Source organism: Psychrobacter sp. APC 3279 (genome assembly GCF_030407795.1).
Taxonomy (GTDB): Bacteria; Pseudomonadota; Gammaproteobacteria; order Pseudomonadales; family Moraxellaceae; genus Psychrobacter.
Map to the genome: position 1 here is coordinate 50,114 of NZ_JASDCR010000018.1, position 23,831 is coordinate 73,944.

General features: G+C 44.5%; 17 protein-coding genes. 8 read left to right on the plus strand and 9 right to left on the minus strand.

The genetic code is table 11. The features are described from left to right. The first annotated feature begins 56 nt into the window (after positions 1-56). Positions 57-959 (plus strand): acyl-CoA thioesterase II, encoded by a 903-nt coding sequence (locus QL898_RS10610; protein ID WP_057761915.1) that lies wholly within the window; start codon positions 57-59, stop codon positions 957-959. 86 nt (positions 960-1,045) lie between these two features. Here the strand turns inward: QL898_RS10610 and mutY are convergent, their stop codons facing one another. From mutY to QL898_RS10635, 5 genes are all read right to left on the minus strand, one after another. Beyond that, positions 1,046-2,290, minus strand: coding sequence for an A/G-specific adenine glycosylase (mutY, locus tag QL898_RS10615; RefSeq protein ID WP_290176765.1), 1,245 nt, complete (start codon positions 2,288-2,290; stop codon positions 1,046-1,048). A 153-nt stretch (positions 2,291-2,443) separates the two neighbouring features. Then, a complete protein-coding gene (locus tag QL898_RS10620; RefSeq protein WP_290176766.1) occupies positions 2,444-3,382 on the minus strand; it encodes a GIY-YIG nuclease family protein in 939 nt (312 codons plus the stop codon). Between the two features lie 23 nt (positions 3,383-3,405). After that, positions 3,406-4,362 (minus strand): ribosome biogenesis GTPase YlqF, encoded by a 957-nt coding sequence (gene ylqF / locus QL898_RS10625; protein ID WP_290176767.1) that lies wholly within the window; start codon positions 4,360-4,362, stop codon positions 3,406-3,408. Positions 4,363-4,487: 125 nt separating this feature from the next. Beyond that, positions 4,488-7,706, minus strand: a complete 3,219-nt coding sequence (locus tag QL898_RS10630) for a DUF2339 domain-containing protein (RefSeq protein WP_290176768.1) — start codon at positions 7,704-7,706, stop codon at positions 4,488-4,490. A gap of 172 nt (positions 7,707-7,878) precedes the next feature. Next, complete coding sequence (locus QL898_RS10635; protein ID WP_102092069.1) at positions 7,879-8,616, minus strand: dienelactone hydrolase family protein; 738 nt, start codon at positions 8,614-8,616, stop codon at positions 7,879-7,881. Positions 8,617-8,851: 235 nt separating this feature from the next. Here QL898_RS10635 and QL898_RS10640 point away from each other — a divergent pair, with 235 nt between their 5' ends. Further along, on the plus strand, positions 8,852-9,391 hold the full coding sequence (locus QL898_RS10640) for a YcgN family cysteine cluster protein (protein WP_290176782.1): 540 nt from the start codon (positions 8,852-8,854) through the stop codon (positions 9,389-9,391). Positions 9,392-9,398: 7 nt separating this feature from the next. On the opposite strand, the gene QL898_RS10645 is transcribed toward QL898_RS10640, so the two are convergent. Next, positions 9,399-10,718 carry a DUF4105 domain-containing protein gene (locus QL898_RS10645; RefSeq protein WP_290176769.1) on the minus strand — a complete coding sequence of 440 codons (1,320 nt, stop codon included), beginning with the start codon at positions 10,716-10,718 and terminating at the stop codon, positions 9,399-9,401. 288 nt (positions 10,719-11,006) lie between these two features. Here QL898_RS10645 and QL898_RS10650 point away from each other — a divergent pair, with 288 nt between their 5' ends. From QL898_RS10650 to QL898_RS10670, 5 genes are all read left to right on the plus strand, one after another. After that, the gene (locus QL898_RS10650) at positions 11,007-11,906 is read left to right on the plus strand and encodes a CBS domain-containing protein (protein ID WP_290176770.1); all 900 of its coding nucleotides are present in this window, start codon (positions 11,007-11,009) and stop codon (positions 11,904-11,906) included. A 275-nt stretch (positions 11,907-12,181) separates the two neighbouring features. Continuing rightward, on the plus strand, positions 12,182-13,756 hold the full coding sequence (gene lnt, locus QL898_RS10655) for an apolipoprotein N-acyltransferase (protein WP_290176771.1): 1,575 nt from the start codon (positions 12,182-12,184) through the stop codon (positions 13,754-13,756). Between the two features lie 192 nt (positions 13,757-13,948). Beyond that, positions 13,949-14,407: a hypothetical protein gene (locus QL898_RS10660; protein WP_290176772.1), complete on the plus strand. Its 459-nt coding sequence runs from the start codon at positions 13,949-13,951 to the stop codon at positions 14,405-14,407. Between the two features lie 299 nt (positions 14,408-14,706). Continuing rightward, complete coding sequence (locus QL898_RS10665) at positions 14,707-16,275, plus strand: peptide MFS transporter (protein WP_290176773.1); 1,569 nt, start codon at positions 14,707-14,709, stop codon at positions 16,273-16,275. A gap of 418 nt (positions 16,276-16,693) precedes the next feature. Further along, positions 16,694-18,511 carry an aminopeptidase P family protein gene (locus QL898_RS10670; protein ID WP_290176774.1) on the plus strand — a complete coding sequence of 606 codons (1,818 nt, stop codon included), beginning with the start codon at positions 16,694-16,696 and terminating at the stop codon, positions 18,509-18,511. Between the two features lie 138 nt (positions 18,512-18,649). Here the strand turns inward: QL898_RS10670 and QL898_RS10675 are convergent, their stop codons facing one another. The 3 genes from QL898_RS10675 to QL898_RS10685 form a co-directional block, all read right to left on the minus strand. Then, complete coding sequence (locus QL898_RS10675; protein ID WP_290176775.1) at positions 18,650-19,495, minus strand: hypothetical protein; 846 nt, start codon at positions 19,493-19,495, stop codon at positions 18,650-18,652. Between the two features lie 130 nt (positions 19,496-19,625). Further along, positions 19,626-20,960, minus strand: a complete 1,335-nt coding sequence (gene fabF, locus QL898_RS10680; protein ID WP_290176783.1) for a beta-ketoacyl-ACP synthase II — start codon at positions 20,958-20,960, stop codon at positions 19,626-19,628. Between the two features lie 153 nt (positions 20,961-21,113). Continuing rightward, on the minus strand, positions 21,114-22,472 hold the full coding sequence (locus QL898_RS10685; RefSeq protein ID WP_290176776.1) for an anhydro-N-acetylmuramic acid kinase: 1,359 nt from the start codon (positions 22,470-22,472) through the stop codon (positions 21,114-21,116). A gap of 143 nt (positions 22,473-22,615) precedes the next feature. On the opposite strand from QL898_RS10685, the gene tyrS reads away from it, so the two are divergent. Then, positions 22,616-23,827, plus strand: coding sequence for a tyrosine--tRNA ligase (gene tyrS / locus QL898_RS10690; RefSeq protein WP_290176777.1), 1,212 nt, complete (start codon positions 22,616-22,618; stop codon positions 23,825-23,827). Positions 23,828-23,831 lie beyond the last annotated feature (4 nt).

The window sequence follows — 23,831 nt, forward strand, 5'->3', positions numbered from 1 at the left end:
GCATCAATATCATCAGATGCTGAGCGTTTTTGATAAAAATAAGGAAACATATCGTCATGTCCGATAATCTACAACTGATTGATGAGCTGCTGGCTACTATCGCGCTTATTGAAGTTACCCCTGATGTGTTTGAGGGTAAAAGCCATGACTATGTGGGCAGTCGTATATTTGGTGGGCAAGTGCTCGCTCAAGCGATTATGGCAGCGGCGCATACATTAGATAAAGACAAACCTTGTCACTCACTGCATGGGTATTTTTTGCGTGGTGGCGATATCAACCAACCAGTGATATACCAAGTCCGTCGATTGCGTGATGGTCGTAGCTTGTCTGCACGTGAAGTCACGGCTATTCAGTACAAAGAAGTACGTGGTAAGCCGCCTGTTGAGCAAGTGATATTTTCAATGATTGCCTCGTTTTCACCGATGGAAGATGGGCTTGAGTATCAAGAAGACATGCCTGTCTATCCACCGCCAGAAGACTTGCTGACAGAGCAAGATTTAAAAGAAGAGAATGTCGGAAAAGTACCAGAAGCGTTAAAAGCAAGATTTATGCGCCGCCGTCATGTTGAGATTAAGCCAGTTAAGCCGCGTAATCCGATTAGCCCAGAACCTATGAAGCCTAAGCAAGCAAACTGGCTACGCATTCGTGAATTGGGCAATCAGCCAGTGGCTATTCAGCAAGCGCTATTGGCATTTTCGTCTGACTTTTATTTGGTTGGTACAGGGCTGATGTCACATGGTGTTAGCTTTATGACCAGTGGTCTACAAGCTGCCAGTATCGATCACTCAATGCATTTCCATCGTGATTTTGATTTGAATAAATGGATGCTGTATGACATGTGGAGTGATACCACGTCTAATGCGAAAGGATTGAATCATGGCCAGTTTTGGCAAGATGGCAAACTGGTCGCTACCGTGCAACAAGAAGGCCTCATGCGTTTACGTGTGCCAAAGTCTTAGAGTACTGTAGGCTTAGTTATCTTTATATTATCATCATAAAAAAGCGACTCATTATTAATAGTGAGTCGCTTTTTTTATTCCAATTTTTATTCTAAGATTTTAACCATCGCGCGAGGCAGTCCTAGGCTGTCTTGCGCTTTTTGTTCGGTTAACCACTTAAATTCAATTTCAGCCGCTGCTAATTTTTGATTTAGCTCAGTTACCTGCGTCGCGTTAATCATCAGTTTACATGGTGTCAAATACCAGTGAAAATGCGTCAGCGAATGCTTGATAGGGGCGTCATCGAGCAAGGTATTGCTGACTGACTTTGCCACCAGTTCATTTTTTATCAGCCATTCATTTATGATTTGCTCGGCAGTGGTAAATTCTGCTTCGTATACTTTTTCATTACTGCGGACATCGTTTGCTACGTTTGATGGCTTATCAGCGCTAGCTAGCGTCTTTTTAACAGTAGCCTTAGTGTTTTCTTTACCATTAATTTTCTCCATAAACTGCAATGGCAAACTCCATAATCCACCCCAGATACCATTGTCAGGGCGTTGTAGCCATAGTATGTCACCATCTACACTTTCGATGAGCAGTGCATCACTGAATTTACTAGGTTTGGGCTGCTTTTTTGCTTTGACGGGATAATCAGTCTCGCGCCCTTGCGCATGGGCTATGCAGTCTTCTTTCAGTGGGCATAATAGACAGGCAGGCTTGCTACGGGTACATAATGTCGCGCCCATATCCATCATGGCTTGCGCAAACAATCCTGAGTTCTCTGTCGGTGTCAGTCGCTCTGCCAATGCCCATAAATCTTTGGTGGTAGCAGATTTGGTGATATCGCCGTCGATAGCGGCCCAACGTGTCAGCACTCGTTTGACATTGCCATCACAGATGACGCCATAATGATGCAATCCCATCGCCATAATCGCGCCAGCAGTCGATGGCCCAACGCCCGAAATCGCCTCCCATCCTGATAGCGTCTGTGGAAACTCGCCCGTTTCATCGATGACCTCAACCAATTGCTTAGCACCTTTATGCAAATTACGCGCGCGTGCATAGTAGCCAAGCCCTGCCCAATGCTCTGCTACGGTATCCCATTCTGCTGCGGCTAAATCCTGCACAGTCGGAAACGATGCCATAAATCGTGCAAAGTAGGGCAGTACAGTGGTCACTTGTGTTTGCTGAAGCATCACTTCGGATAACCAAACGATATAAGGATTGGGCGTATCAGTTTGGTGCTGTTGCCAAGGTAAATCATGGCGACCATTTTCGGCAAACCAATCAAGTAGGCGCGGGGCAAAGGAGTTTAGAGCAGTAGATGATTGAGAAAATTGAGTAGGCAAAAGTATTCCTTGTAAGTTGAACAGGGATATATAGGATTTGGATTTATAGTTGGGAAGTGAGAAGGTAAATAGTTAAAACTATCTACCAGTATATGAGGCTTAACCACTTATAAATAAAGGAAGTAGATAGTATCGCTATAGAGAAGTAACGGGTTATCGATAAACACTGTCTAAAGTTTCGCCCGATTCATTTTTCCACTCAATCCATCCGTTGGTCGAACGTCCTGATACTAGAGCACTGGCTCCACTGGGTGTCTTAAATAAATGGTTTTCAGTGAGTTTATAGCTTGTATTGTTTACGGCTACGAGTTTGCCGCTACTGAGCAGACTCTCTTTTAATTTAGTCACGAATGGCGGAGCTGATGACGTTTGTGTTTGCCGTATGAGAGAACCTGCTAATATTACAAAGCCATCGTCGTCATAGTATCCTTTAGCATCACCATCTTTTACCTTATAGTAAAACAGAGATGGAATAGGTTTCGATGGAGCTTCATCGATTATTTGAGCAACTTTAGCAATGGTGGAGTCAATCGATTTACTTTTATAAGTCTCGTTGCTATAAAGACTATCATGAATAGCCAAGGACTCAAAAATAGGCTGTCCTAAGGTGGATAGTAAAACGTCAAGGGTGTGGAATAATTCCTCGCAATCAGCCTTTAATGGGTCAGGTGTATGCGGTTTATTACCATTATTTCCATTTTTTAGTTCGTAACGTCCCACCTCTATAGCAGTTGCGATAGCCTTATGTTCCATATATAGCGCATGGGTTTGCGTCATAGAGTTATTGGTCGAGAGCATGACAAAAGCCCGTGTCCAGAAATCTTTGTCATCATGTTGGTTAAGACGTCTTTTAAGATCGCCAGTTTGTCCAACATAAAGTAACGGCTTCTCTACACTGTCGGTATCACCAATCAAAAAATACAAACCAACTTGATTGGCATCGGGCATCGCAAAAAAGTCGTCAATGTGGATACGTGGGATTTCAATCAATCTTACTGTGCGCGTAGTCATCTCTGCCAAACGCAACCCACGAGGGTTACCTTTTGGCAGATAAATTTGGATGGTTTTAGCTGATGGTATTAATGGATTCATAGTAGCTTATATTATTGGTGAATCTACTTCCGATTCTTCCGCGTTTTTAGACGACGTAAGCGCTTTTCTTCCTCTTTCGCCTTTTTCTTCTCTTCAGCAGCGAGTCGTTTTTCAGCGACGACGATTTCTTCCGCTTCAGTCATTGCTGGTGTCTCTAGCGTAATGCGACCAATCTTCGCACTACGCAATTCGTTAATGAGAATCTCAGACATACGGTACGTATCGACTTGGTTGCCAGCGCGTACACAGCCGCGATTACGTCCAGCGACTTCAAAAAATTCCCAATCAGTCTTTGGCAGCTCTTCAATTTTATAGCGAGTTTTTAGCAGCTCAGGATAGGCTTGCATTAGGTACTCAGCGGTATAGCTGGCTACATCAGCGAAGTCAAAAGCCGTATCACGGATACCGCCCGTCGCTGCTAAACGATAACCTGAGTTTTCGTTTTCAACTTTCGGCCATAGCATACCAGGTGTGTCATAGAGCATGATGTCATCGTCGAGCTTAATCAGCTGCTGTGACTTGGTCACGGCTGGCTCGTCGCCTGTTTTTGCCACAGCGCGTCCTGCTAGCGTATTGATCAGCGTTGATTTGCCAACGTTTGGAATACCCATAATCATCGCTTTGATTTGACGACCAGTCCCGACTTTGTTGGGTACGAGATGCTTACAGATGGCGATGATGCGTTTAACATCATTGGCTTTTTCAGTATCGCAAGCAATGGCTTTGACCCCATCTTGCTGCTCAAGATAATCCATCCATGCTTGAGTCAACTCAGGATCGGCAAGGTCAGCTTTGTTCAGGATTTTGATAACAGGTTTTTCGCCGCGCAGTGCTGCGACCATTGGGTTTTCACTACTATATGGAATACGCGCATCGATGACCTCGATGACCAAATCCATCTGCGGCATGACTTCTTTGATTTCGTTACGGGCTTTGTTCATATGCCCAGGGAACCACTGAATACTTGCTCTCTTATCCATCTGCTTTCATAACCTTTTATAAAAAATGCTAAAAGTAAAACAATCAACGTTTACTTTCTAATGGTGTCCAGTTTACTACAGAACCACATTGCTCACGGCACAATTTCACCCAATCAGCTTTGTCATCACGCCTGATTTTGGTTTTCTGCTTCCTCATGCGCGGGTGGTAATGGGGCAAGGTAACCAATTAATAGTATTAAACTGCCTGCACCAAGGAAGGATATCACTCGCCAAATTGCCTCAGTCTGTGACAAATCTACCAAAACCAGCTTAAGTACGACAATGCCTAACAACCCAATACCCATGAACCAAAGCGCGCGCTGCCAATAGCGACTCGCCATGATGGTGGCGACCAATGCTAAGAGCGTCCACAAAATCGTCAGTCCAGTTTGTACCTGCTCGCTTTGCCATGCGCCGCCTTGATAGTCATTCCAAAGTGGCGTGCCAATAAAGGCGTGTAGCGTTCTGACCAACATGCTGGAGATTAACCAAAAGCTGATCAGCCCCAATATAATTAGCAGACTCTCAGCGGTGAATACGCGCTTAGATTTGGCAGCAGCGCTCGAATCGATAACGGCTTCATTGTGGCGGCGTTGGCTGATGTAATACAGACTAAAGCCAACCGATAGTGTCAACCAAGATGTGATGTCATATAGGTTAAATAATGGAACATAAGACAGTCCCCAAATCACACCGTCATAAGACCAATTGGTCAGAACAACCCACAGTAAAGCAATGGGAGCAAAGATGGCAGCGCATCCTAATAGTGCCTGTTTCCAATCAAACCAATACAGTAGACCGTGTTCTGAAACTTTATTAGTTGAGGTGTTTTCTACGTTTTGTCTCGTATAACGATGATTTAACCATAACCCAAATAATATGAGTGTCGCTGAAAACAAGAAAGCCATTACGCCATCAGAGTCTGGTAGGCCATAATGCGCCGCGGCAGCAATGAGTAAGATGCCCGTACCTAGCCAGCTTGCAGCAGTATAACGTGAGGTATTCTTATTATCAGACCATGTATCAGACCATGTTTTTAGCCATAGCTGCCCCATGATTAACCATCCGACTATCAACCCTGCAAACACTAGCCATTCCGCTATTGCCCATGTTAGATTTCGCTCAAATTTTTGTGGCAGTTGTAGTATTAGCATGAAGTAGAACAAGGCTAATAATCCATGACTAAGCTGTCTAATTTCTGCCCATGGACGATAGCGATTGATGACCCAATAAGTGATCAAGCTGATGAGTGCTGCCAGTGCAATTACGGTCGTGCTTGATTGCCAGATATCAAACCAATGATGCAAGTCAAGCATCAGTACTTGTAGCACCCAAGCCATCGCGGTCAATGTTAAAAATTTGGTTAATCTAGGGCTATGCCAAACAAATTTGAATACGCGGCTCTGATTATTGATTGAGGTCAGCCATTGATGCGCCGCTTGCGTACTGTCACCCAGCGCACGCGCATAACTAGTTAATGGATCTGATGTGCTGTCCAGTGATTGTGATTGTATGACTGAGGATGTTGTAGCGCCTTTATTGTTAAGGTTATTACTGCCGTCTAACGTATTAATCAGCGCGGCAGGGGAGTTGCTAGCGCGTAATATAAAGACGGTCGCTAGATAACTGAGCGCTGAAATACTAAAGGCTAAAACGGGATAGTCTTCGATAGAGAATATCGCTGTTGTGACTAGCATACCAATACTGACGAGCTGTAATAGTAAGCCGAATAACACAGACCACGACCGCAGCGAGCGTCGTCCAAACCATACTAGCGCCAATCCTTGTACAGACCAACCAAAAGCAATCCATTCAGCATCTAGCGCCAGCGGAATAACGAGTGCAAAAAATCCTAATCCTAATGCCAATATGCCTTCGGTGATTAAAGCATAGCGTTTACTGCGCTGGATGAATAGCCAGCCTAAGCCAAGATAAACCGCAGCCAAAATGGCACTGGTAATCGTGAGGGCGTTAGAGATGTCGTTTAGTAAGGCAGAAAATAAACCAAAAGCCAGTAGCGGTACTGAAAACAGTAAACCCGTATCAATGGGGAATACATAGGAGCTGCCTACATGGGCTCTGTCCAAGTGTTTTGTGTCATCTACATTATCAGCATGACTGAGGTCTTTTTCGTTTAGCGCATTATAGGTAATGATTTGTTGCGCATAACGAATGACGACAAATAAGTAAAGCAGCAAGTGTAAGGCTACTAATGCTACCAATGACCAACGCTGCGTTTCAATGACGGCGCTCAGGTTTTTGCTGACACCCCAATAGTATGCCAAGCCAAATGTCACAGTCACACCGAATAGATTCAATATTTTCCACGGTCGATAGTGAGCAATGACGGCAATGGTGACGTTTAGCAGTAGGTAATAGCTGAATAAGGTAACCAAGCTGCCAGTATCTTCACTGGTCAAAATCGGTGCAAAAAATCCACCCGATAATGCTAGTAATGCCAAAGGGAAGGCGTTCTGACGGACGGCGAGAGCAATGGTAATGGCAGACAATAACCCAAGCCCAATAAAGCTTGGAATACTAAGAATGATTTCATAAACACTGTAAGCAAAAAAGGTGCTTAGATACGCAATTGCTAAACCTGCACCTTGTAGCGTAATCCCATATGAAAATCGTTTTGCCGTCAGCTTTAATCCAAGCGCTGCCAATGCTAACCCTGTAACGCCAACTGCTATCAACTTCGTGGCAATCGAAATTTCGATATATTCGCTTAATAAGCGAAGCAGGAGCACCACACCTACCAACAGCACCAATACGCCGACTCGCACGACTAAATTGCCACCAAAAAACCAGTTTTTGATTGAGTGAATTAGTGAGGTCACAATAGGCAATGAGCGTTCATCTGGCTCAATCGGTGCGGTAGACGTCGTGTTTTTCGTATTTATCGAGGCGTTATCATCTATAGATTTATCGTCTATAGATGTATTGTCATAGATGTTTGATGCTGCATTTATAGTTGAGTTTGAAGCAACGGTAGGAAGCGGTGGTGGTGATACAGGCAGCTGATTATCTGGAGAAGAGTGTTGTGAGTCAAAAGCTATTTCTTTAGCATCATGGTCTTTAGCGTCACTGTCTTTAGGAGCATTGTCTTTAAGATCATGATCGTCAGTAGCAGTGTTGCGCGCATAATTGCTTCCATCGACGAAAGGTGCAGACGGAGGCGTCATGCTACGATGTCTTTGCTGCTCCAGCTCAGCTTGCAGCGTTGTTACATCGCGGCGTAGATGCTCGATTTTTCGAGCTATCCTAGTATATAACGCGACCACTACGATCAATAAAATCGTAAAAGCCAGCCAGCCCAACTGGGTCACCATTAGATACAACATCTTCGTCACTCAATCCAGTTTATAGTAAAGTGATAATGACGTGATTTGATAAGAAGCACAAGACTACTCTGATTACTGGGCTAAAAGACAGATGATAAAATAACGCTCAAAATAAAAGGGTAGCTTAATAATTAAGCTACCCTTTTTAATGGTCTTTATACCAAATCGTTTCTTATGCTAAATTGGCTTTCATAAATTCAAGCATGTTTTCCCAGCTTTGTTTAGCAGCGGCTTCATTGTAGCCAAGATCCACTTCGTTTTTAGCAGCTCGTTCATCAGCATGCGGATTGGTAAAGCCATGTTTGGCATTGTCATAAACGTCGATAGTGTAATCAACATCGGCTGCATCTAGCTCTGATTTTAGACCTTCGATAGCATCCATTGATACCATTGAGTCATCACGGCCATGAGCAACCAACACTTTTGCTGCAAAGTTTTTGTCTGCTGGCTGTTTTGGGGTTGGGTTACCATGGAATGTGGCAACGGCTTTTAGCGGCATGCCTTCGCGAGCCATATCTAGTACGACTTTACCGCCGAAGCAGTAACCGATTGCACCTAGGTTGTCACCATCGACTGATAACTGATCGCTGAAATCATTAAGGATTAAGCGGCAGCGTGCCATTAGCATGTCTTGATCGGCCAGTACTTGCTCCATCCACATGTTTGCCATGGCTGCATCGGTGGTTAGTTTGCCTTCACCGTAAACGTCCATAGCGACTGCTGCATAGCCTGCTTCTGCCAAACGCTCAACCACTGATTTTGGATGATCAACCACGCCCCACCATTCTGGTGCCACCAAGATACCTGCTGCTGGATTTTCATCTGAAGCGTTCTCTGGTAGTGCTACATAACTGATAAGTTCTACACCATTCTCGGTAGTACTGATTAATTCAAACGTCTTAATTGACATATTATTGTCCTTTTTTATGTTGTGAGTTTTAATTATTCGTCATTGTGATGGTTCGTTTTTCTAACTCGTACTACCTTAACGCCCATGTCTAGCAAAAACAGCTATAATACTGTAACGCTCTTTATCAAAATGCTACTGCGACTTTATGACTATAAATTTGTTAAACAAAAATAATGACCAATCTGACTTGAACTTAGGTCTCGATGTAGCGCCCACGCCTGCGCAATCGGTAAGTTTGTTCCCTGATAGTGCCGATGTCGATTCTAATGCTGATGCTGACTCTAAGTATGAGTCTGAGCCACTACGTTCGCAATTTTGGTCGAGATTTGCGTTAACAGAATTAAACCATAGCGAGTGGGAAGCGTTGTGCGATGGTTGCGGCAGTTGTTGCTTGATTAAGTACATCGATGAAGATGAAAGCGGTAATGTGGATGAAGAGCTGGTCGAATATACCGATGTCACCTGCCAGTTGATGGACTGCGCAACGGGATATTGCAGTCACTATGCAACGCGTCAGGAGCACGTGCCAGACTGTATTCAGCTGACTATGGACAACTTGCCCAAGATGATGTGGCTACCATCGCACTGCGCCTATAAGCGACTGTATAAAGGGCAAGGCTTACCAAGTTGGCATTTATTATTGACTGGGGATGCGGTGGTCACACAACAACAGATGCGAGCTGCCAACGTGGGCGTCGCTGGTCGCTGTGTCACGGAAATCGGTATGTCTGATGAAGAAATGGAGACACGGGTGGTTAACTGGGTTAATCCTTAGTCTACAATTAGTTAGATGCCTGAGCAGTAGATTTGGCCTTCGCTTCAGCACTGGCTTTCGAGTTAGCCAATGTTGGTATCGGAATATCTTGACGAATCTGCTGTGAGAATTTACGGCTGTTTTTATCTCTATCGATATTAGAATGTGAGTTGACTTGATTATCAAAGCCTTTTGCTTTTGGGTTGATATGAGTACGCTCATACCACGTGTTCATTGACCAAGGCTGGTTGTCCTTTTCTGGAGCTGCATCCAACATACCTACATCATATAGATAGTTCGGTAACCAACCAGACACCCAAATCCGATAATCCCATGGCAAACGATCGCCACTAACGATACGCGCCATATAAAAGATAATATTGGTACAGTTGCTGATTAATGTATTGTACCAAGCAGGTTTAGCGTTCAAATCATCAGCCGCAGTCAGATAAGATTCAAACAGTGACCTCACTTCATGCTGTTGCAAATTGCTAATAGGAAACAGATAAACCTGCTCGCCGCGCGCGTTGCTACGGGTATAGATAATGTCGCGCTCTTCTGCAGCAATCAGGCTCAACTCATAACGTCGAAAAAACCCAGCCAGCGCTGAAAAAGACTCGCCGTCTTCTTTACGAATCTCAAATGAGAAGGCAAGTGGTCTATCATCTTCAAATCGAAAGCTAACTAAGGTATGAGCAATTAGCGGCCCCATCCAATAAGAGTTAGTCACATCAACGCCAGAGAGTTTAGACAGATCAATCGTACGGGTATCCCAATGCTCGGTGGCGTCTTCTTCAGTTTGCCAATCAAAGTTACGAACATTGGTTAAGGTAATCAAGTCAGGGTTGGTCGCATCGCGCTCATAGGAGACTCGCTGGTCGACCTCAGCCATCCATTCTCGATCTTGTTTAGGTTCGATAGAAAAAAACCAACCTAGACCTACCAGCCAAACAGCGCTATATATGCCGATAAGCAGCTTGGTTGCTATATTTTTGCTGATTGATTTTTTATTAGACAATGAGTCACTGTGCAATACTTTTGTGACAGTATCCCAATAACGCGTACTTAGCAGCGCAGCTAATATACCTACAATCGCTATTGTCGCAAGCCAAGTCAATACTGAGCTGACGCCGTATTGATACCAAATCGCGAGTAACAACCATAGCGCCGATAACAACAACGTAACGGCAATTAAAAAAGTCACAAGACGCTGGCACCATGTAGGCTTTGGCTGTTTACGTTCTAATGTTTTGCGTTTTAAGTCAAAACTCTCTAAGCCACGACTGTCTGACAGTCGACTGCGTGAACGCGACGAGAGTAAGCGAGAAAAAACGGAACGTAGCGACATAGGGTTTGCTTTGATGAATAAAGGCTTTGACCATAGCAAAGTTTATAACACGCTGACAATACAATTTGAGTGAATTTGTCGTTGAATGTCGGTGAGCCTTGCGATAAAGTGAAGCTAATTTGTATTAGCAAATTTGTTATTCATCCATTAATTAATAACAAACCAGCTGTTTTATTTGCTACTTTTATCCCCATCTAGGCTCTACTTGTTTTTTTATTGAGTATTGTTCATTTTTCTATTGAATACTATTCTGATTTTTATTAACTAAAGAGGTTAAATCACACCACCATGTCTGACGACACTCCCAGCCCGAGTAGTTGGTCGATGCGCGGCTTAAAACGCTGGCTATCGACCGCCCCCGAAACCCGTGATGAATTGATTCGTCTGGTACAAGACTCGCGCCAGTTTTTAGAGCCTGATACTGTCGATATGTTAGAAGGCGTGCTAGATTTGCCTGCGACACAAGTCCGCGAAATCATGACACCGCGTCCGCAAGTGATTGGTCTGCACGAGAGCACCAGTCTTGCTGAAGTGATGGACATCATTCTTGAGACCACCCACTCGCGCTATCCTGTTTTTGACAGTCAGGATGATGATGCCGTCATCGGTATCTTATTGGCAAAAGACTTGATTCCAATTTTGGTACATATGGTTCGCAATCAAGAAGATAAAATTGATAGTAAGCGTCTCAGAGACTTGGTGCGCCAGCCGTTATATATTAGTGAAACGGCTCGTTCTGATACCTTGTTACGCTCATTGCAGCGCACCCAAGTGCATATGGCGATTGTCGTTGATGAGTTTGGTAACTTTGGTGGTGTGGTCACCATGGAAGATTTGTTAGAAGAAATCGTTGGTGATATCGTCGATGAGCATGATGACTTTGATGAAGACAGTGATATTAATAACATTATCGCCGATCCTGAAAAGCCAAACACATGGCGTGTCCAAGCGTCTACAGTAATTGAAGACTGTAATGATGAGCTGGGTAGCCGTTTTGACGATACCGATGTCGATACGATGGGCGGTCTGGTCATGCAAGCACTTGGCTTCGTTGGTGATCTAGAAGGCGAAAGCGTCGTGATAGACGATTGGAAAATTACTATCACTGATGTAGAAGGGCGATTTATCCAAAATCTAGAGCTGACCAAAACTAATGCTGAGCAACAGATATTGATAGGCAGCCACTAGCTTGCTTATAGTGTCACGATAGTTGGTCAATGAATAAAACTTGTTAGCAAATTAATAAAAAACACGATGAAAAATCGTGTTTTTTGCTTTCTGCCTTTTGAACTTTAGAATGAGGTTTTAGCTACGCAAATTTACCCACTTTTAGGTTTTGACTGGTATCATGGGTGGGTTTTACTTGTGGCCCTGCATAAAGCATTGTGCAGTCAGGTTTTGCGTGAGTGTTATCTCATCGCTCAGCTGAGAAATTTTAGAAAATATGGTTTTGGATAACTGCTATGCGTCTGTCTACTGTTGATTTGCAAAAACGTCTGAATCCCGATAAGCCAAAAGGTTTACATATGGGGTTGACGGTACTAATAGCTTGGCTAGCAGGGGCAGCTTTTATACTCGCGCTCGCGCCTTATGGCATTTGGCCAGTTGCCGTGGTATCACCTGCTATTCTATATGCGTTATTGGTACCAACGATGACAGGTCGCCGCGCCTTTCTAATTGGTCAAGCGTACGGTACGGGTCTATGGTGTGTTGGCGCATTTTGGCTATATACCTCGATACACGTTTATGGCGATACACCCACATGGCTTGCGCTGATTATGATTGCGCTCATGGGTCTAGGCATGGGACTGTTCCACGGCTTTTTGGCGCTCATCTTTAATCGTGTGGTCGGCAAGCAGCCGTTATCTTTTGCTGCCTTATGGATACTCCAAGAGTGGATGAAAACTTGGCTGTTTACTGGTTTTCCTTGGCTATTCGTTGGTTATGCGTTTACTGAGCAGTACTGGTTGTCTTCGCTCGCGCCTGTGGTTGGTGTCTTTGCGGTTTCTTTTGTAGCGGTATTATTGGCTGCCAGTATTGTTGAGCTATTGCGTCGCCGCGGTGGCTATATGATTCCATCGATAGCCTTGCTAATCATTAGTAGCACGCTATGGTTGATCAATCCGCAATGGACCAAGCCAAAAGGCACTCCTGATCTATCGGTATCTTTGATTCAGGGTAATATCCCACAAGACCTAAAATGGCTCACCGAGTATCAGATTGAGACGCTAAAAATCTATGCAACGTTGACTCGTGACGAGTGGGGGCGTGACATCGTGCTGTGGCCTGAATCGTCGATTCCCATGTTTCAGACAGAAGCTGTTGGTTTTATCAGTGAAATGGTCGCGATGGCCAAAGAGACTGACACGACATGGGTGACAGGCATTCCTTATAAGGATGAAGCAGCGTTTGATGCCAGTACAGATAAATATCCGCCATTCTACAATAGCGTGGTTGCGCTAGGGGCACAGGCAGAAGGGCTTTATAAAAAGCAACGTCTAGTGCCATTTGGAGAATATATTCCATTCCAAGGCGTGCTTGATATTTTGCCTAATCTAGCAGGTAGCCAAGACATTATGAGCTATAGTCGCGGTAGTGATCAGCAGTCACCGCTGCGTGTGCGAGGGCATAATTTAGGTGCAGCTATCTGTTACGAAGTGGCGTATCCAGATACCACGCGCAAAAACGCGATTGGCACGGACTTCTTATTAACCATCTCAAACGATGCTTGGTTTGGTACGTCAGCAGGCCCACTACAGCATCTACAGATGGTGCAGATGCGCGCGCTCGAAAACGGTCGCTGGTTTATGCGTGCGACCAATACAGGTGTGACGGCTATTATCGACCATAAAGGTCGTATCGTAGAGCGTGCACCGCAGTTTGAACGTACTGTATTGCGCGGTGATATTCAGGCACGAGTTGGCAACACGCCATTTATGCGCTTTGGTCAATATCCTATTTTGTTTATCATGGCACTGTTGCTGATACTCAGCTATTTGGGTAAACGTCCGAAGAATCCAGTACGTTCGGTTAAGTAGTATTGTTAAGTAAGATGTGACGATAGCGAATAATAGATAACTGATTAAGTAGTTAGCTGTCACAAGTGCCAAAAATGAATAGTTAAATTGTGGATAATAAACCCTTTAAATACTTAAGGGTTTTCACAAATCAGTATAAATTGCGATATAATAGGTCAATATTTCAAATATTTTGTGCAAGGTGGATAAGGTATGTCAGAAGGTATCGTTAATAACAATCCAAAAAAAGAGCTGTTATTCGCTTTAGGTGGCATTGCCATGTTCTTAGGTATTGTCTTACTTATTGGTGTTTCTGCATTTTTGCGTCCAGCAGGCGAGCATATCACTGCTGAGACAACTGAAGCGTCAGCTGCAGCAGATGAAGCAGAAGCCACTGCTACTGAAGAAGAAGCGGATCCAGCCGATGCAGATGCTGCAACAACAGAAGAAGCGTCAGATGCTACAGCGCCTGATACTGCAGCAGATGCAACCGTAACACCAGATGCAGATGCAGATAGTGCAGTTGTCACTGCAGAAGCTGGTACCGCAACTGCTTCTGGTACTGTAAGCCAAGCCGCTGTTGCCGATGCTGATTTGACAGCTGAGCAAGCGGATGGTGACTTAGATGCTGGGAATGCTGGTGACGCTACTGATGAGGCCGCAGCACAATAAGCCGTAGTATGACTATGTAAATGAGCTAAAATAGTGCTACTCGATTGTTAAATGAGCTGCATTATAAAGTCTGTATCAACAGTGCTATAAGCATAATATTACTGTCCTAGATACCCATAAAAAGAGTCCGTTCTCAACCATTGAGGGCGGGCTTTTTTTATGGGTATTTGTGTAATTTTTGACCAATTCTTTCTTTACTTGATTATAGCCAAGTGAAACAATGTTCCGCCTATATGACCGTCTATCTGGATAATCAGGGGTTTGGTCATTACAAATATGATCTTTAAAGGAATAAAGTTATGGGCACAGAAACAAAATCGGGGGCTAGTGCAGCAGAGCTAGAAGCACTAGACAATGGCTTTATGGGACATCCTGCGCCCTTACGCTCATTGTTTTTTACCGAAATGTGGGAGCGATTCTCCTATTATAGTATCCGTCCACTATTAGTTCTATTTATGGTGGCAACAGTGAGCAGTGGCGGTTTTGGCTTCGATGAAGTCACCGCTTCTGCTATTTATGGTATTTTTGCTGGTTCGTTGTACTTAGCAGCAGTACCAGGTGGCTGGTTAGCAGATAACTGGCTAGGTCAAGAGCGTGCGTTATGGTGGGGCAGTATTATTATTGCCCTTGGTCACTTGTGTATCGCGCTTTCAGCGATGTTTGGTATGACGCTGTTCTTCGTTGGTTTAATCTGTATTGTCTTGGGTTCAGGGTTATTTAAGACCTGTATCTCAGTAATGGTCGGTGCCTTGTACCCCAAAGGCGACTCTCGCCGTGATGGCGGTTTTACCTTATTTTATATGGGTATTAACATCGGTGCGTTACTAGCGGCACTTATCGTCGGCGTATTCAAAGAAAAAGGCATGTGGCATGTCGGCTTTGGCGTTGGCGGATTAGGTATGCTGGTCTCATTACTGATCTATCGTTTTGTCGCGCAAAAGAACTTAACGCGTTATGCACGCGCCAAAGGTATTTCTGCTGAGTGGGAAAAATCTAACGACCATTACAAAAACATCGGTCGCTGGGTTGGTGGTTTTGTCGCCTTGCTAGTAGCCGCAGTGCTATTAGTGTCTACCGGCATGATATCGTTCAATCCTGAGATGGTTGCAGAGTATATGACGTATATCATTGCTGCGGTGGTCATCTTGTATTTCGCTATTATGTTTATCTCACCACGATTGGATAAGACAGACAAACTACGCTTGCTAATTTGCTTTGTTTTAATTATTGGTTCGACGCTGTTTTGGTCAAGTTTTGAGCAGCAGCCAACGTCTTTTAACTTATTTGCCGATCGTTATACCGATCTGAATGTTTTAGGATTTGAGATACCAAGTATTTGGTTCCAGTCATTGAACCCTTTATTTATTCTGATCTTAGCTCCCATCATTAGTATTGTTTGGGTCAAGCTTGGTAACCGAGGTCTTGAGCCTAGCAGTATGGCTAAGTTTGCACTCGGTATGCTACTGGCAGCCGCAGGTTTCGCCTTGATGATTTTTGCTTCAAAAAGCATTTTAGCGCCTGGTGCTGGCCTGGCATCGCCACTATGGTTGGTTGGTAGTTTATTATTATTGACGCTAGGTGAGTTAGCATTAAGCCCAGTTGGGTTATCTGCCATGACTAAGCTGGCGCCAGAGGGTATGCAAGGGCAAATGATGGGGTTATTCTTTGCTTCTATCGCTATGGGTAACTTGGTTGCTGCTTTCTTTGGTGGGCATGTATCTGCTGACAAAATCGAAGGGTTACCAGATCTATTTACTACCATGACCATCTTCTTGGTAGTTACCGCTGTACTATTATTGATACTAGCAAAACCTATCAATAAGATGCTCAAAGAAAGCGAGCGTGAGAAACAACTGGCCAAGCAATAAGATAGTCTGATGTACATTTGTGGATAGCAACAGCACAAGTGACACATGATGAGACGTGTTACCATTACTGGTAGCACGTTTTATTGTTTTAGTTTGTGAGATATTTGGCACGAGCTATTGAAAGCTTACTATCTGCCCAAACATCTAGTGATAGCTCACCATAAACAGCAGTACAGCGTTTTATAAGCCTACATTAATTCAATTTTCTATTCTCAATAAGCGGAAGCAGTTATCCACGAAAACATAATTAGATAGCTAAATAAGTAGACTGTTTGCTTGAGTAATTGCTATCAATGATAAATGTCTTATTAAAACTAAAGCAGTATCAAGAACTCAAACAAGACAACTATTAGAACAAGACGATTGTAAATAATCGCGCCATCATCATATTTTTATAATTTCTATAAGGACACATTCAATGAATAAACAAGCCATTCACGAACGTATTGCTAATTTACGTAGCACCTTAGCAGCACAAGATCTCACCGCCATCATCGTACCCTCTGCTGATCCACATTTATCTGAATATCTACCAGAGTACTGGCAAGCACGCTTATGGCTGTCAGGGTTTACCGGTTCTGTCGGCACGCTGGTCGTGACTGCTGATTTTGCAGGTCTATGGACGGATAGCCGTTATTGGGTACATGCTGCCGACCAGTTAGAAGGCACAGGTATTACTTTAGAAAAGCTTGCGCCAGGTCAGCCAAATCATATCGATTGGTTAGCCGATCATTTACAAGAAGGAGATAGCGTAGCAGTAGACGGCAACGTACTATCTATCGCCGAGCAAGATCGCCTGCTAAATGCTTTTGATGCCAATGACATTACTTTGATCACTGAGCGTGATGTGCTGACAGAAATTTGGACAGATCGTCCAGCACTACCAGCGGCCAAATTATATACTCATGATGAGCAGTTCCTTGCTCAGTCAGCCACCTCAAAGCTTGCTGATGTGCGTGCAGGCATGGCAGAAGCAGGTGCGACCCATCATCTGCTTTCAAGCTTAGATGACATCGCTTGGTTGACGAACTTGCGCGGTGCGGATGTTGATTATAATCCGGTATTCTTGTCACATATGTTGATTGATGCCGACAAAGCAACGTTGTTTGTTGATACTGACAAAGTAAGCGAAGATATTGCACAGAGTCTAAAAGACAGCGGTATCACATTAGCTGACTATTCTGCTGTGCAAGAGGCATTGAGCGCATTGACGCCAGACGATTTATTATTGTTAGATCCGAGCAAAGTTGCAGTAGGCACGCTCTCAAAAATGGCAGACGATGTTGGCTTTATTGAGCAAATGGCGCCTAGTACATTACTCAAATCTCTAAAATCTGATGCAGATATCGATCATGTGCGTGAAGCGATGCGTCAAGATGGCGCTGCTTTGGCTGAGTTTTTTGCTACATTTGAGCAGCGTCTAGCGGCAGGCGAGCGTTTAAGTGAGCTAGATGTTGATAGTATGCTGATAGACGTGCGCAGTCGTCAGCCGCATTATGTCTCGCCAAGCTTCCCAACCATCGCAGGCTTTAACGAAAATGGCGCATTGCCACATTACCGTGCAACGCCAGAAAAATTCAGCTACCTTGATGTGGCCGAGGGTGAAGGCGGATTGCTACTGATTGACTCAGGCGCACAATATCAAAACGGTACGACTGATATCACCCGCGTAGTCGGTATTGGACAAGTCACTGCTGAGCATAAACGCGACTTTACGATTGTGCTAAAAGCTCACATTGCGCTAGCTCGTGCCCATTTCCCTGATGGTATCGCCTCACCGTTGATCGATGCTATTTGCCGTGCACCACTATGGCAAGCACAGATGGACTATGGTCATGGTACAGGTCATGGCGTTGGTTATTTCTTGAACGTACATGAAGGCCCACAGGTCATCGCTTATAGTGCCAGCACACCAAAAGAGCGCGCGATGAAAGTCGGTATGATTTCAAGTAATGAGCCAGGTCTATACCGCGAAGGCAAATGGGGTATCCGTATCGAGAACTTGGTAGTAAATACGCCAGTTGCTAAGCCTACTGAGACAGAGTTTGGTGATTTCTTGAACTTTGAGACCATCACTTACTGCCCAATTGACACGCGTTTGATTGAGCCGTCACTTTTGGATCAAACCGAGATTGATTGGTTGAATGACTATCATAGCAAAGTCTTCGCAGAGCTAAAAGATCGTATTGAAGGGTCAGCGCTTGAATGGTTGACTGAGCGTACCAAAGCCATTTAATCCCAAGCTCAAAACATTAACTAAAAGTACTAAAAAGCCCTGTAAATCATTTACGGGGCTTTTTAGTATTCGTTATTTAGTACTTACTACTGAGCAGCTGTTTCTAACTGTAAATTTAACACTGAAAAAGGTGCACTGTTAGTGGATGCTTTTCTTAGCAGCTTCATTATTAGTAGTTGAGTCACTCTGTTCGCTAAAGTGTTGAGTGACCTCAGCACGTAGCCAAGACTTTAGGTTTTCAGACATCAGCATCATTTGCTCACTGAGATAGTCATCGACCTGTGTTTCTAGCTCGCGGATTAGCTGTTGATGTGTTGCATCTAGCTTCGCGTCTTTTAAGGCCAAATTAATCGCTGCACTGGCTTTATTGTTAATGTCTTTAATGTGGTTATCGCTAAGCGTATGTGCCTGTTCGCCAATGGTTTTGTTATCAGCACTTTTATTATCGCTAGCATTGCCTTCAGTATTTTTTGCTTCTGATGCCACTTTTTCAATCTTTGCGCTAGAATTATCAGTAACAAAATCGTCAGTAACAGCGCTATCTGCCACGACTTTATCTGTGTTTACTTTGGCTACGTCGGTAGCAGCCAGTTCTTTATCGTTGTCTGTCTTTAACGCTGACTGCTCATTTTTTTCTTGTTCTTCTTGAGTCGCTTCTGCCTTGCGTGTGGCTTCTTCTGCTTCTTTTTGCTTCTGTTCGTCTTCTAGTTTTTGTTTTGCAGCTGCTGCGTCTTCTTGTTCTTGTTTGTCCGTGATTGCTTTCGCAATGGCTTGCTCAGCATTGTAGTTGTCATATAGCTCGTCTACATACGCATCTAAGTCATGGGTATTAAAAGTAAAGTCTTCAAATGAGGTGTCAGATTGCAGCAGGGTAGTGATGTCTTTTAGTTCTTGGGTAATCGCTGCGCGTACTGGCTCAGGTGCACACGTCCAGCGTTGATAAAACTGATGGGAAAATGAGTAGCTTGACATGGTATCTTCCATAAATGTTCCAAAAATTACCCCTTATCATACGCAAGTACGATAAGGGGCTGCAAGTGGACAAACGTAGCAAATCTGACACCAACGTTACAACGCATTCATTACCATGCGCTGCGCTGTAGATAGATGGCTGTTATTGATTGACAGGCCAGCGAGCAAATACCAAGGAGCCATTGGTACCACCAAAGCCGAAGCTGTTGGATACTGCATACTGCAAGTTATCAACTTTGCGCGATTTATTAGCCACATAATCAAGGTTACAGTTGTCCTCGACATCATCTAGATTGATCGTAGGTGGTACATGCTGATGCTGTAGCGCAAGTACTGTAAAGATAGCTTCAACTCCACCAGCAGCACCAAGTAAGTGACCGGTCATCGATTTGGTTGAGCTAACTAAGATACTGTCTTTCACAGGAGAGAACACAGTTTCGATAGCAATAGACTCAGCAACATCACCAGCAGGGGTACTAGTACCATGAGCGTTGACATAACCGACGCTTGATGACTCGATACCAGCATCGTTTAGCGCATTTTGCATCGCTCTTGCCGCACCGCTACCGTCTTCTGGTGGTGCAGTAATATGACTGGCGTCATCGCTCATACCGAAACCGACTAGCTCTGCCAATATCGTTGCACCGCGCGCTTTGGCATGGGCAAGGCTTTCTAATACCACCACGCCAGCACCATCACCAAGGACAAACCCATCACGACCTTTATCAAACGGACGTGAAGCTTTAGTTGGCTCATCGTTGCGCGTAGAGAGTGCATGCATAGCACTAAAGCCAGCAATACCAAGTGGGCTAGAACCTTTTTCACTACCGCCAGCCAGCATAACGTCAGCATCACCATAAGCAATCAAACGAGCAGCAAGACCCATAGCATGAGTCGCCGTGGTACAAGCCGTTGAGGTCGCAAGGTTTGGACCTTTTAACTTATGCTTAATTGCTACCAGTCCAGCGGCCATATTAACGATAGAGCCTGGAATAATAAAAGGTGAGACTTTGCCTGCGCCTTTTTCATGTAAGGTATCACGGCTGTTTTCAATCGTTTGGATACCGCCAATACCTGAACCTAAAATAATACCGAAGCGATCTTGGTCAACGCCTTGCACAGGCGCATCAGCAGCACTGACTTCATCGATAAAACCAGCGTGTTTTAGTGCCATGGCAGAAGCGGCAACCCCATAATGCATGAACTCATCGTAGCGACGCGCATCTTTGGCATTCATATATTGCTTGGCATCAAAGTCTTTGATCACGCCTGCGATTTGCGCACGGTAGCCGGTGGCATCGAAATGCGTAATCGGTGAGATACCACTCTCGCCATTGAGCAATTTGGTCCATGAGCTATCGACGTCTAGACCGAGCGGCGTAATGGCGCCCATACCTGTGACTACCACACGCGTATCATCAGAACGCTCGTGGTGAGGTGGTTTTTGACGCGATTTATGTACAGGTGCTGCAGTCATATTATTTGTGTCATCAGTGGTGGCTTGGTCGATAGGTGAACTACTATTCTGGCTCATGCGATATATCCTATACTTACAGGTCCTAAGAGGATGGCGTTTCAAAAGTCATTATAAAACACATAGGTGCACGTATGTAAACTAAAATTTAACTGGTCAGGCAAAACATACTTGACCCAATACCACGCCTTTATTTGCACCAGTTACCGCTGGTAAATTACCAGTTTCACCCATCAATGTTTGTCTCGCCAACCATGCAAAAGCAACGGCCTCTACCCACGTTGGCGCAAGTCCTAAATGTTCAGTGGTTTTTACTGTGCAATGGGGTAGGTGTGCTTGCAGGCGTGTCATTAAATAGTCATTCAATGCGCCGCCACCGCAAACATAAACTGAGCTGTTTTTTGAGTGACTGATAAACATATTGATTTGCGTACTGGCACTGATAGCCGTTAGCTCAGTCAAGGTTGCTTGCACATCGGCTGCTGAATAACTGATGTTAGCATTGGTTTGCTCAAAAGCCTGTAGCTCACCCTGCAACCAAGTTGAATTAAAGTCCTCACGGCCTGTGCTTTTTGGATGAGAGTGAGCAAAAAATGGATGTGCCAAAAGTTGCTGTAATAACGGTTCAATGAGGGTTCCAGACTGCGCCCAAGCGCCACCTGCATCATAAGCATTGTCGGTATGCAATGAGGTCCATGCATCCAATAATAAGTTGGCAGGTCCAGTATCATAGCCAACAACTTGGTCTTTTTCATTGGCGGGCAAGATGGTTATATTGGCAATACCGCCTAAGTTCAACAGCACACGTGTGCTATAGGGATTGGCAAATAATGCCTGATGAAATGCAGGTACTAAAGGCGCGCCTTGACCACCAACTGCCATGTCACGACGTCGGAAATCACTGACCACGCTTATGCTTGTGCGCTCCGCGATGATATTGGCATCGACCAGTTGCAAGCTAAAACCCATCTGCGGGCGATGGCGTACGGTCTGTCCATGACAGCCAATCGCTAGCACTGACTCAGGGTCGGTATCTGATCGCTGCAATAGCGTATTGACCACTTCACTCGCGAATTCAGCATAAGTGCGACTTGCCCAGCCGAACCAATCCAATTCACTGCTTGGTTCATCAGCCTCTGGTACGAGTTGATTCACGCCATTCGGCTGACACAATGCCAGTAGCACTTCACGCAGACGTGGCGGAAAATCTTGGCTATAGGTCGCCAGTAGTCGCATCGGCGGTTGAGTGTTATCTTCGTTGCTTATCTCAGGATTAAACTGACAGAGGACAGCATCCATACCATCCAAACTGGTGCCAGACATCATGCCGATATATAAGCCATCATCGAAGCTTTCAAATACGGTTTGCTCAAGGGCATCCGTTAAGGTGGCATAGTTCGAATTATCAGAGGTCAAATCATTAATATCGTCTGAAGGGTTATCCAAACCATTATTCATAAGCAAGTCTGCGAGGGCATTATGGTCAGTATCAGCAATCGATGCGGGGTTGGTCATGGCAATTTACCTTAAAAAACGCTAGTATATCCGTCAAATTCTAGCATTTTTTCCAACCTTTTGAGGTTCTAAACTTCCTAAGGTGTTGAGCCAGTAACCGTCATTCATAAAAATCCCAATTAAAGTGATATATAGAGAGCATCATGACCAATCAAACTTACACCCTAGAAGAACAACTGGCCCTTATTCAGCGCGGTACGCAAGAGATATTGTCTGAAGATGACTTAGTGGCTAAGCTAAAGCTCAATCGTCCACTACGTATCAAGGCTGGCTTTGATCCTACCGCCCCTGATCTGCATTTGGGTCATACAGTATTGATCAATAAGCTTAAGCATTTTCAAGATTTGGGTCATGAGATTTATTTTCTAATCGGTGACTATACGGCCAAGATTGGTGACCCTTCTGGCAAAAACAGCACACGTCCACCGTTGACTGATGAGCAAATCAAAGCCAACGCAACCACTTATGCTGAGCAAGTATTTAAAATCTTGGACAAAGAAAAGACTCGCGTGGTCTTTAACTCTGAGTGGTTCAATGACATGAGTGCCGCTGATATGATTCAGCTAGCAAGTCAGCAAACCGTCTCGCGTATGCTTGAGCGTGATGACTTCTCTAAACGCTATGCATCACAAACGCCCATCTCTATTCATGAGTTTCTTTATCCGTTAGTACAAGGCTACGATTCTATTGCACTTAAAGCCGACGTTGAGCTTGGCGGTACTGATCAGACCTTTAACTTGCTAATGGGTCGCACGCTGCAAGGACGCTATGGCCAAGAGCCGCAAGTTTGTATCACTGTGCCAATCTTAGAAGGGCTAGATGGTGTCAATAAAATGTCCAAATCACTGGGCAACTATGTCGCTATCTATGATGCACCGGGCACCATGTACCAAAAAATCCTGTCGATGCCGGACACACTGATCCATCGTTACTTTGAATTTTTAAGCTTTAAGCCAATGGAAGAAGTGGCAAGCTTGATGCGTGAAATGGAAGACGGACGCAACCCACAAGAAATCAAACGTATCTTAGCCGAAGAGTTAATCGAACGTTTCCATGATGCTGATGCCGCTGCTAATGCGCACAAATCTGCTGGTAACGTTTTAGCAGATGGCGAGCTACCAGTCGACTTGCCAGAAATTATGTTGGATCTAGAAGGGCAAGATGCGTTGTTTATCACTCAAATCCTGAACCAAGCCAAGCTCGCTAAAAACAACTCAGCGGCCAAAGATATGGTAAAACGTGGCGCGGTCAAAGTAGATGGCGAAGTCGTTGATGGTGGCTTTAGTCTAACCTCAGGTCAGACGGTTGTTATTCAAGCAGGCAAAAAGGCTTATGCAAAAGTGACGGTTGCTTAAGCGC